Source organism: Microbacterium yannicii PS01 (genome assembly GCF_000304335.1).
GTDB classification, from domain to species: Bacteria; Actinomycetota; Actinomycetes; order Actinomycetales; family Microbacteriaceae; genus Microbacterium; species Microbacterium yannicii_A.
Window position 1 is genome coordinate 49,877 of record NZ_CAJF01000027.1, and the last position, 9,355, is coordinate 59,231.

Sequence of the window (9,355 nt, forward strand, 5' to 3'; positions counted from 1 at the left end):
GAGAGCGGATGCCGGGGTCCCGGCATCCGCTCTTCTCTTGCGGCGGATCAGCTCAACGAGACGTTCGACGTGTTCACCGGCACCGCGTAGAGCTCCTCGATGTCGGTCGCGAAGTCGTCCATGATGACATTGCGCTTGATGCTCATCTTCGGCGTGAGGTGTCCGCTCGCCTCGGTCCACTCGAGCGGGAGGAGCGTGAACTTGCGGATCGACTCTGCACGCGAGACGTGCGTGTTGGCCTCATCGATCGCCCGCTGCACCTCGGCGCGCACGGCCGGGTTCTTCGCCGCCTCGTCGAGCGACATGCTCTTGTCGAGGCTGTTGTTCGCCAGCCATGTCGGCAGCATCTCGGGGTCGAGGGTGATCAGTGCCGAGATGAACGGCTTCTGGTCTCCGACGACGACGACCTGACCGACGATCGGATTGGCGCGGATCGGGTCCTCGAGCACCGCCGGTGCGACGTTCTTGCCGCCGGCGGTCACGATGATCTCCTTCTTGCGGCCGGTGATCTTCAGGAAGCCCTCTTCGTCGAACGAGCCGATGTCGCCGGTGCGGAACCAGTCGCCGTCGAACGATGCGGCCGTCGCCTCGGGGTTGCGCCAGTACTCCTTGAAGACGTTGATACCGCGGACCTGGACCTCGTCGTCCTCACCCAGCCGGATCGCGACGCCGGGAAGCACGGGTCCGACGGTGCCGATCTTCGACTTCGTCGCGAGGTTGACCGTCGCCGGCGCCGTGGTCTCGGTGAGACCGTAGCCCTCGAGGATGGTGACGCCCAGGCTGTGGAAGAAGTGGCCGAGGCGCGGTCCGAGCGGCGCAGAACCCGACACGGCGTAAACGACGTTGCCGCCCATCGCCGCGCGCAGCTTGCTGTAGACGAGCCGGTCGAAGAGAGCGAACTTGATCTTGGTGAGGAAGGGAACCTTCTTGCCGTCCTGGAGGAGCGTGGAGTGCTCGATGGCGGTGTGGGCGGCGGCGCGGAAGATCTTGCCCTTGCCGCCGGCCTCGGCCTTCTGCTCGGCGGAGTTGTAGACCTTCTCGAACACGCGCGGCACGGCCAGCAGGTAGGTCGGCTTGAACGATCCGAGCGCCGGGAGCAGCTGCTTGGTGTCGGGCTGGTGCCCCGTCTTCACGCCCGCGTGGATGTTCAGGATCGAGATGAACCGGGCGAAGATGTGCGCGGTGGTGATGAACAGCAGGGTCGAGGCGCCCGGCGTGGCGACGACCTCGTGCAGAGCCTTGGCGGAGTTGCGCGTGAGCTCGACGAAGTTGCTGTGCGTGAGCACGCAGCCCTTCGGGCGTCCCGTGGAGCCGGACGTGTAGATCAGGGTCGCGATGTCGGCGCCGTTGGCGAGGTTGCGACGCCGCTCGATCTCGTCGTCGCTGACGTCGACGCCACCCGCGATGAGGGTGTCGAGGTCGCCGCGCTGCATCTCCCACGTGGAGCGGATCAGCGGAAGCTCGCCGCGCACCTCGGCGAGGCGGGCGGTGTGGTCGGCCGACTCGGCGATGCACGCCACGGCGCCCGAGTCGGAGAGGATCCAGCCCACCTGCGACGCGGAGCTCGTCTCGTACACCGGGACCATGACGGCGCCCGCGAAGAAGAGCGCGAAGTCGACCAGAGTCCAGTCGTAGGTTGTGCGGGCGATGAAGGCGACCTTGTCGCCGGGTTCGACACCCGCCGCGACGAAGCCCTTGGCGAGGGCGATGACCTGGCGGTGGAAGTCTCGCGCACTGATGTCGCGCCACCCGCCTCCGTCGGGAACGGCGAAAAGCGCCAGGTCGGGCGTCTGCTTCACCCGCTCGACCAAGAGATCGGTGATGTTCGCCTGCGCATCAGCAGGGACGATCGGAGGGACTTCGAACTGGACCACGGCAGCTCCTTCGGTACCGGACGGGGTGAATCTCGGGCGGATCTGACCTGAGTCTAATCCGCCGTCACGCTGCGACCAGCGGCACTGTGGACGGGCGTGCCCTGGATAGACTTCAAGGCGCCGTCGCGCGCGCGGAGGCCGGAGAGGGAGTGCAGTGCTCAAGGTCGGGATCGACATCGGCGGAACGAAGATCGCGGGAGGTGTCGTCGACTCCCACGGCCGCATCGTCGAGAAGCTCCGCGTCGACACCCCGATCGACACCAGCGCCCTGGCCGACGCCGTCGTCGACATGACCCGGCATCTGGCGTCGCGCCATGACGTCGTCGCCGTCGGCGTCGCGGCCGCCGGCTTCATCGACCGCGACCGCGCCACCGTCATCCACGCGCCGAACATCGCGTGGCACGACGAACCGCTCAAGGCGCGCCTCGAGGCGCGGATCGACGTGCCCGTCACGATCGAGAACGACGCCAACGCCGCCGGGTGGGCCGAGTTCCGCTTCGGCGCCGGCCGCGAAGTCGACCACATGGTGATGCTCACGATGGGCACAGGCGTGGGCGGCGCCATCGTCGCCGAGGGCGAGCTGTTCCGCGGCGGTCACGGCATCGGGGGCGAGCTCGGCCACATGCGGTTCATCCGCGACGGCCTGCCCTGCGGCTGCGGCCAGAACGGATGCCTGGAGCAGTACGCGTCGGGCCGGGCGCTGCAGCGCGAGGCCAACGCCATCGCCGACGCCGGCGGCATCGGCGCCGCTCTCGCGGCGCTCCGCGCGGAGAAGGGCACGATCACCGGCCCGGCGGTCTCGCGCCTCGTGCTCGCGGGCGACGAAGGCGCCGTCGAGGCGCTCCGGCGGGTCGCGACCGCCCTCGGCGAAGCGTGCGGAGGATTCCAGGCCGTGCTCGACCCGGAGCTCTTCGTGATCGGCGGCGGTGTCGCGCAGCTCGGCGAGGACCTTCTGGAGCCGGTGCGCATCGCGTATGAGACGTCCCTGCCCGGGTACGGCGAGCGGCCGATCGCCGAGTTCGCGATCGCCGAGCTCGGCAACGACGCCGGCCTCATCGGCGCCGCCGACCTGGCGTCCGCGGAGGAGTAGGCGATGTTCTACTGGCTGATGAAGTACGTGGTGATCGGCCCGATCGTCAAGGCGATCTGGCGCCCGTGGATCATCGGCCGTCGCAACATCCCCGCCGGGGGTGCCGCGATCCTCGCGAGCAACCACCTCTCGTTCGTCGACTCCGTGTTCCTGCCGCTGATGATCGACCGTCCGGTCGCGTTCCTCGCCAAGAGCGACTACTTCACCGGCAAGGGCCTCAGGGGCTGGTCCACCCGCATGTTCTTCAAGGCCACCGGCATGATCCCGATCGACCGGTCGGGCGGCAAGGCCTCCGAGGCCTCGCTGAACACAGGGCTGCAGGTGCTCGGCCGCGGCGACCTGCTCGGCATCTACCCGGAGGGCACGCGCAGCCCCGACGGCAAGCTCTACCGGGGCCGCACCGGCCTGGCCCGCATGGCCCTCGAGGCGCACGTCCCCGTCGTGCCGGTCGTGATGGTCGACACCGACACGATGATGCCGATCGGCACCCGCGTGCCCCGCATCGTGCGGGTCGGCATCGTCATCGGCGAGCCGCTGGACTTCTCGCGCTTCGAGGGGATGGAAGGCGACCGCTACATCCTCCGCTCGATCACCGACGAGATCATGGTCGCACTGCAGCGACTGGGCGAGCAGGAGTACGAAGACGTCTACGCGTCGACGGTGAAGGACCGGCTGAAGACCCCGCGCTGACCGCTGTCATCCGGCGCCGGGGCCGGTGCGCCCGCGGCTAGACTCGAGGGATGCTGCAGCAGCTCGACCCCCTCGACCACTGGCGATCCCTGCCCATCAAGCAGCAGCCCGCCTGGCCCGACGCCGAGGCGGTGGCTGCGACATCCGCTGAGATTTCGACCCTGCCCCCGCTCGTCTTCGCGGGCGAGGTCGACAACCTCCGCGACCGCCTGGCGCGCGCGGCGTCCGGACGGGCCTTCCTGCTGCAGGGCGGCGACTGCGCCGAGACCTTCGCCGGGGCCACCGCCGAGCAGATCCGCAACCGCATCAAGACGGTGCTGCAGATGGCGGTCGTGCTCACCTACGGCGCCTCGATGCCGGTCGTGAAGATGGGCCGCATGGCGGGTCAGTTCGCCAAGCCCCGCTCCAGCGACACCGAGACGCGTGGCGAGGTCACGCTTCCCGCCTACCGCGGCGACATCGTGAACGGCTACGACTTCACCGAGGGTTCGCGTCGGGCCGATCCGCAGCGGCTGCTGAAGGGCTACCACACGGCCGCCTCGACGATCAACCTCATCCGCGCCTTCACGCAGGGCGGCTTCGCCGACCTTCGCGAGGTGCACTCGTGGAACAAGGGCTTCGCGCAGAACCCGGCCAACCAGGCGTACGAGCGCATGGCGGGCGAGATCGACCGCGCCATCCGCTTCATGGAGGCCGCCGGCGCCGACTTCGACGAGCTCAAGCGCGTGGAGTTCTACACCGGTCACGAGGGCCTGCTCATGGACTACGAGCGGCCGATGACGCGCATCGACTCCCGCACGAACACGCCGTACAACACGTCGGCGCACTTCCTGTGGATCGGTGAGCGGACTCGCGAGCTCGACGGCGCACACGTCGACTACTTCTCGAAGATCCGCAACCCGATCGGCGTTAAGCTCGGCCCGACCACGTCGCCCGAGACCGCGCTCGCCCTGATCGACAAGCTCGATCCCGAGCGCGAGCCCGGCCGCCTGACGTTCATCACCCGCATGGGAGCCGGCAAGATCCGCGACGCGCTGCCGCCGCTGCTGGAGGCCGTGCGCGATTCCGGCGCCACGCCGCTGTGGGTCACCGATCCGATGCACGGCAACGGCATCACAACGCCCACCGGCTACAAGACCCGTCGCTTCGACGACGTCGTCGACGAGGTGCGCGGGTTCTTCGAGGCGCACCGGGAGGTCGGCACGTTCCCCGGCGGCATCCACGTCGAGCTCACCGGCGACGACGTAACCGAGTGCCTCGGCGGATCCGAAGAGATCGACGAGGCCGCACTCGCAACGCGCTACGAGTCGCTGTGCGACCCGCGTCTGAACCACATGCAGAGTCTCGAGCTCGCCTTCCTCGTCGCCGAGGAGCTCGAGAAGCGCTGAGCGACGGCTGCCGCCGACACGCAGAGAATCCCGGATGCCTCGACCCGAGGCATCCGGGATTCCGCTGTCTCAGCCGGTGACGGTGAGCTGCAGGTAGACCTCGGTGCCCCTGCGGCGAAGTTCGCCGGCCTCGATGTCCTGGCTCGTCACTTCGGTCAGGTCGTTGGGGACGGCGTTCCAGAACAGCGCCCAGTTCACCGCGAAGCCCTCGGCCTCGAGCTCGGCCTTGGCCTCGTCGCGCGTGAGTCCCACGACGTCGGGCACTTCGAACAGCGGCGGTCCGGTCGACACGACGAGCGTCACCGTGTCGCCCGGGCGCAGCCACCCGCCGTCCTCGCGGCCGAGAACCCGGATGACGCGGCCCTCCTCGATGGACTCGCTGGTCTCGGTGGCGCTCTCGTCGGCGACGACGAGCTGCACGCCTTCGAGCTCGCTCCGCGCGGAGCCCTCACTGTCTCCGACGACGTCGGGGGCGGGCCCGAGCGAGACCCACAGCTGCGCGGAATCGCCCTGACGGGCGGCGCAGCCGTCGCCGCACGCGAAGGGCTCGGCGCCGTCGGCGGGCGTGATCATGACGCCGACGACGGTGTCGGGCGCGGAGTCGGTGAAGAAGGTGGCGTTCTCGGCATCCACCCGGATCTCGAGCGTGTCCAGCCCGGCACGGGCGTCGGCTTCGGCGCTGTCGATGAAGGAGGGGATCTGCACTTCAGCGGGGCCGAGCGAGACGACCACCGTCACCTCGGCCTCGCGGTCGACGCGGGAGCCGCTGGGGGGCTCGGTGCGGATGACGAGGCCGGCGGGAACATCGAGGCTGTTCTCGTCGCGCTGCACCGCGATCAGCGAGTCCTCCTGTAGCCGCGCCGCCGCGTCGGCGAACGACATGTTCGAGACATCGGCGACCGCGACGAGCGAGCCGGGGCCGGACCCGAACCACCATCCGGCGCCCCCCGCGAGGGCGGCGAGCAGGATGACGACGGCGATGAGCCACCCGCCCTTGGCGCGCCGGCGCTGCGTGGCCCGGCGCAGTCGTGTCGCGTTGTCGACCTCTTCCATCGAGGCCGTCGGCCCGGTCGAGGTCGCAGGAAGCACCGCGGTGAGCTCGCCGGTCGCGGCGACGTCGTCGCGGAGGACCCCGATCGGGCTCGTGCGGGTGATCACCGGCGTGATGCTGAGGTCGCGCTCGATCTCGCGCAGCCGGTCGAGCATCTCCCGCGCGTCGAGCGGGCGGTCATCGGGGGAGCGCTCGGTCGCCCACAGCACGAGCTCGTCGAGCGGCTCGGGTACACCCGGGTTCTTCACGCTCGGTCGCGGCACCGAGTCGGTGGCGTGCTGGAACGCGATCTGCATCGGCTGCTCGCCCTTGTACGGCTGCTCGCCGGTGAGCATCTCGTAGAGCATGATGCCGAGCGCGTAGATGTCGCTGCGGGCGTCGGCGGTCCCGCGGGTGACGAGCTCGGGGGCGAGGTACGCGATCGTGCCGAGCAGCTGGGCGCCTGACGCCGTGTTGGCCGTGGTCGCGCGGGCGAGACCGAAATCGCCGATCTTGATGCGGCCGTCCTCGGCGAGGAGGACGTTCTCGGGTTTGACGTCACGGTGGACGATGCCCGCCTTGTGGGCGGCGGCGAGTCCCGACAGCACCGCGTCGAGGATCGTCACGGCCTGCGGGACCGTCAGCCGGCGCTGTTCGCGCAGCAGCTCGCGCAGCGTGATGCCCGGCAGGTACTCCATGACGAGGTAGGCCATGTCGCCGTCCTGGCCCTGGTCGAACACGTTGACGACGTGGGGATCGGCGAGGCGCGCGGCTGCGCGCGCCTCCTGGATGAAGCGGCTCTGGAAGACGGTGTCGTCGCTGAGGTGGCCGTGCATCACCTTGAGCGCGATGCGCCGCTCGAGGCGCAGGTCGGTGGCGACGTAGACCGTCGCCATGCCCCCTCGGGCGATGCGAGCACGCACCCGGTACCGGCCGTCGACGAGACGGCCGATCAGCGGGTCCGTCTGCTGACTCGTGCTCACGCTCAGAGTCTACGGACGCGCACCTGCGAGCCCGCGGAGCGGCTCACCCTGCGACCGTTCCGTTACGCGAGGTTCCGCCTGCGGCCGCACGGCCGAGTGCGCGTCGCTCAGTGCAGCGCCGTTCAGCCGAGGGCGGCGAGCCACGCATGCGCGGGCGCTTCCCACTGCGCGTAGCGATCCGGATAGGCCGACACCTGCACCGCCTGGGCGGCATCGGCGAACGACATGCTCTGCCACCCCGCGATGTCGAGGAGGCCGCGTGTGCGAGAGCCGTTCGGGTCATGCGCCCCGCCGAAGAAGGCCTTGATCGAGTGGACCGGGTCCCTCACCTCGGCCTCGGTGCCCCATCCGGTGCTGGGCCGCTGCTGGAACAGGCCCAGCGAGTCGCGGTCGCCCCAGTCGAGGTTGCGGATCCATGACTCCTGCATCGCGGTACCCAGGGCGATGGCGATCCCGCGATCGGGGACGCCGAGATCGCGGCCGACCCGGACGATCAGCTGCGCGTTGGCGGCCTGCTCCGCATCGAGGCCCGATACGACCGGGGCGGATGCCGCCACCGCGGCGACCGGGATGGCCAGGGTCTGCCCGGGGTAGATGATCGAGGACCGGTCGAGGCCGTTCGCGCCGAGCACGGCGTCGATGCTCACCCCGTGCCGAGTCGCGATCGCGCTGATGGTGTCGCCCGCGGCGATCGTGTAGGCGCCGCCGACGGGGGCAGGAGCGGGGCCGGGGCGGGCGCCGGCGCGGCGGCAGGCGCCGAGGCGGCTCCGGGGACGGCGAGGGTCTGACCGGGGTAGATGATCGACGACCGGTCCAGTCCATTGGCCGCGAGAACGGCGTCGATGCTGAGCCCGTGCCGTTTGGCGATGGCGCTGATGGTGTCGCCCGCGACGACGGTGTGCGAAGCTGCGGAGGTCGGAGCGGTCGGAGCGGGCGCGGCGGAGCCCCCCCGAGAGCACGAGCTCTTGTCCGGGGTAGATGACCGAGCTCCACGCGAGGCTGTTCAGGGCGAGGAGATCGGCCGTCCGCACGCCGTGGCGGGAAGCGATGGCGCTGACCGTGTCGCCGGGCTGCACGATGTAGCCGCTCGCCGCCGCCGCGCTGGCCGGCAGCGCCGCCGGAGCGGTCCTCGGGGCCTTGACCGGCATCGCCTGTGAGGGCGACGCGGCTCGAGCCTCGGCGTGCGCCGGCACTGCCGTCAACGACAGGGCGATGGACCCCGCGACGGCGGCCGGAACCCCGGCCAGCATCGTTCGCGTAGCACCGCCGCGATGGGTGCGGCTGATCTGTCGCACGAGTTTCCCCCCTCAGTCGACTTCGAAAAACCGTGTCACGGATGTCTACTGGTGTCAACGGGTGTTATAAGCGAGGCTGATGTGACTGATGATGCCGGTGATGTCCTTGCCCAGGCTGTCGTGAGGGTTCAGCGGTCGGCGCGTCATCTGAGATAGTGGCTTGGTGACCGCTGACGACGCCTCGCTCATCGAAACCGATTGGCTCAGCCTCCCTGAACTGGTCGAGGTGCTGGATGAATCCCTGGGCCGCGTGCGCCGCCTGCTCGACGAGTTCCACCTCGTCGGCTCGCGACGCGACGGCGCCCTGAAGGTTCCCGCCGTCTTCATCAAGGACGGACATGCGATCCCGTCGCTCCGGGGCACCGTCATCGTGCTGCACGACGCCGGATTCTCGGACGATGAGACGATCGACTGGCTGCTGTCTCCCGAGGACTCCATCGGCCTCGCCCCGATCGAGGCGCTGCGTGCAGGGCGCAAGAGCGAAGTGCGGCGCGTGGCGCAGACACTCGCCTGACAGCCGTCGTCCGTGCCTTCAGGCGGTCGGGACGTCAGGCGGTCCGCACCGTCGCCGCGCGTGCGAGCTCACGCAGCCGGCTGACCGCCGCATTGTCGAGGCGCGCACCCGAGAGCGCACGGTCGGCTTCGCGCGCGAAGTCGGCGATGAGCCGCTCCACGCGCTCCAGCGCCCCGGTGTCGGCAATCGTCTGCTGCAGCGACGCGATCTGGCCGTCGTCCAGGGTGGGATCTCCCACGAGTTCGTCGACGGTGCGCCGCGCGGAGGGGGCGAGTGCCTCCCGGGTATAGGCGATCAGCACCGTGCGCTTGCCCTCGCGAAGGTCGTCGCCTGCCGGCTTGCCGGTCTCGGCCTCGTCGCCGAACACTCCGAGCACGTCGTCGCGGAGCTGGAAGGCCATGCCCAGGGGATGCCCGAACGCGGCGAGCGCGGCCGCCTGCTCGTCGTCGGCACCGGCGAGGGCGGCCCCGATCGCGAGCGGCTGCTGCACG

7 protein-coding genes and 1 pseudogene are annotated in these 9,355 nt (G+C 70.0%); 4 read left to right on the forward strand and 4 right to left on the reverse strand.

Features of this window, described 5'->3' with window-relative positions:
* Window positions 1–47: 47 nt before the first annotated feature.
* Window positions 48–1,874, reverse strand: coding sequence for an AMP-dependent synthetase/ligase (locus WYM_RS14590; RefSeq protein WP_019181588.1), 1,827 nt, complete (start codon window positions 1,872–1,874; stop codon window positions 48–50).
* Window positions 1,875–2,028: 154 nt separating this feature from the next.
* Between WYM_RS14590 and WYM_RS14595 the strand changes: the two genes are divergently transcribed.
* The 3 genes from WYM_RS14595 to WYM_RS14605 are packed head-to-tail and all read left to right on the forward strand — an operon-like array spanning window position 2,029 to window position 5,042.
* Complete coding sequence (locus WYM_RS14595; RefSeq protein ID WP_019181589.1) at window positions 2,029–2,964, forward strand: ROK family glucokinase; 936 nt, start codon at window positions 2,029–2,031, stop codon at window positions 2,962–2,964.
* A 3-nt stretch (window positions 2,965–2,967) separates the two neighbouring features.
* Window positions 2,968–3,654: a lysophospholipid acyltransferase family protein gene (locus tag WYM_RS14600; RefSeq protein ID WP_019181590.1), complete on the forward strand. Its 687-nt coding sequence runs from the start codon at window positions 2,968–2,970 to the stop codon at window positions 3,652–3,654.
* A 50-nt stretch (window positions 3,655–3,704) separates the two neighbouring features.
* On the forward strand, window positions 3,705–5,042 hold the full coding sequence (locus WYM_RS14605; protein WP_019181591.1) for a class II 3-deoxy-7-phosphoheptulonate synthase: 1,338 nt from the start codon (window positions 3,705–3,707) through the stop codon (window positions 5,040–5,042).
* Window positions 5,043–5,111: 69 nt separating this feature from the next.
* Here WYM_RS14605 and pknB read toward each other — a convergent pair whose 3' ends face one another.
* Window positions 5,112–7,055 (reverse strand): Stk1 family PASTA domain-containing Ser/Thr kinase, encoded by a 1,944-nt coding sequence (gene pknB, locus WYM_RS14610; protein WP_019181592.1) that lies wholly within the window; start codon window positions 7,053–7,055, stop codon window positions 5,112–5,114.
* Window positions 7,056–7,177: 122 nt separating this feature from the next.
* Window positions 7,178–8,305: pseudogene (locus WYM_RS22550) on the reverse strand (LysM peptidoglycan-binding domain-containing protein).
* Between the two features lie 208 nt (window positions 8,306–8,513).
* Here WYM_RS22550 and WYM_RS14620 point away from each other — a divergent pair.
* Window positions 8,514–8,864 (forward strand): Rv2175c family DNA-binding protein, encoded by a 351-nt coding sequence (locus WYM_RS14620; RefSeq protein ID WP_019181593.1) that lies wholly within the window; start codon window positions 8,514–8,516, stop codon window positions 8,862–8,864.
* Between the two features lie 34 nt (window positions 8,865–8,898).
* Here the strand turns inward: WYM_RS14620 and WYM_RS14625 are convergent.
* Window positions 8,899–9,355, reverse strand: a 457-nt coding sequence (locus tag WYM_RS14625) for a polyprenyl synthetase family protein (RefSeq protein ID WP_019181594.1), incomplete at its 5' end; no start/stop codon positions are given.

Coding starts and splice junctions, on each gene's coding strand:
- WYM_RS14605 (WP_019181591.1), top strand. CDS start 3,705: ATGCTGCAGCAGCTCGACCCCCTCGACCACTGGCGATCCCTGCCCATC.
- WYM_RS14600 (WP_019181590.1), top strand. CDS start 2,968: ATGTTCTACTGGCTGATGAAGTACGTGGTGATCGGCCCGATCGTCAAG.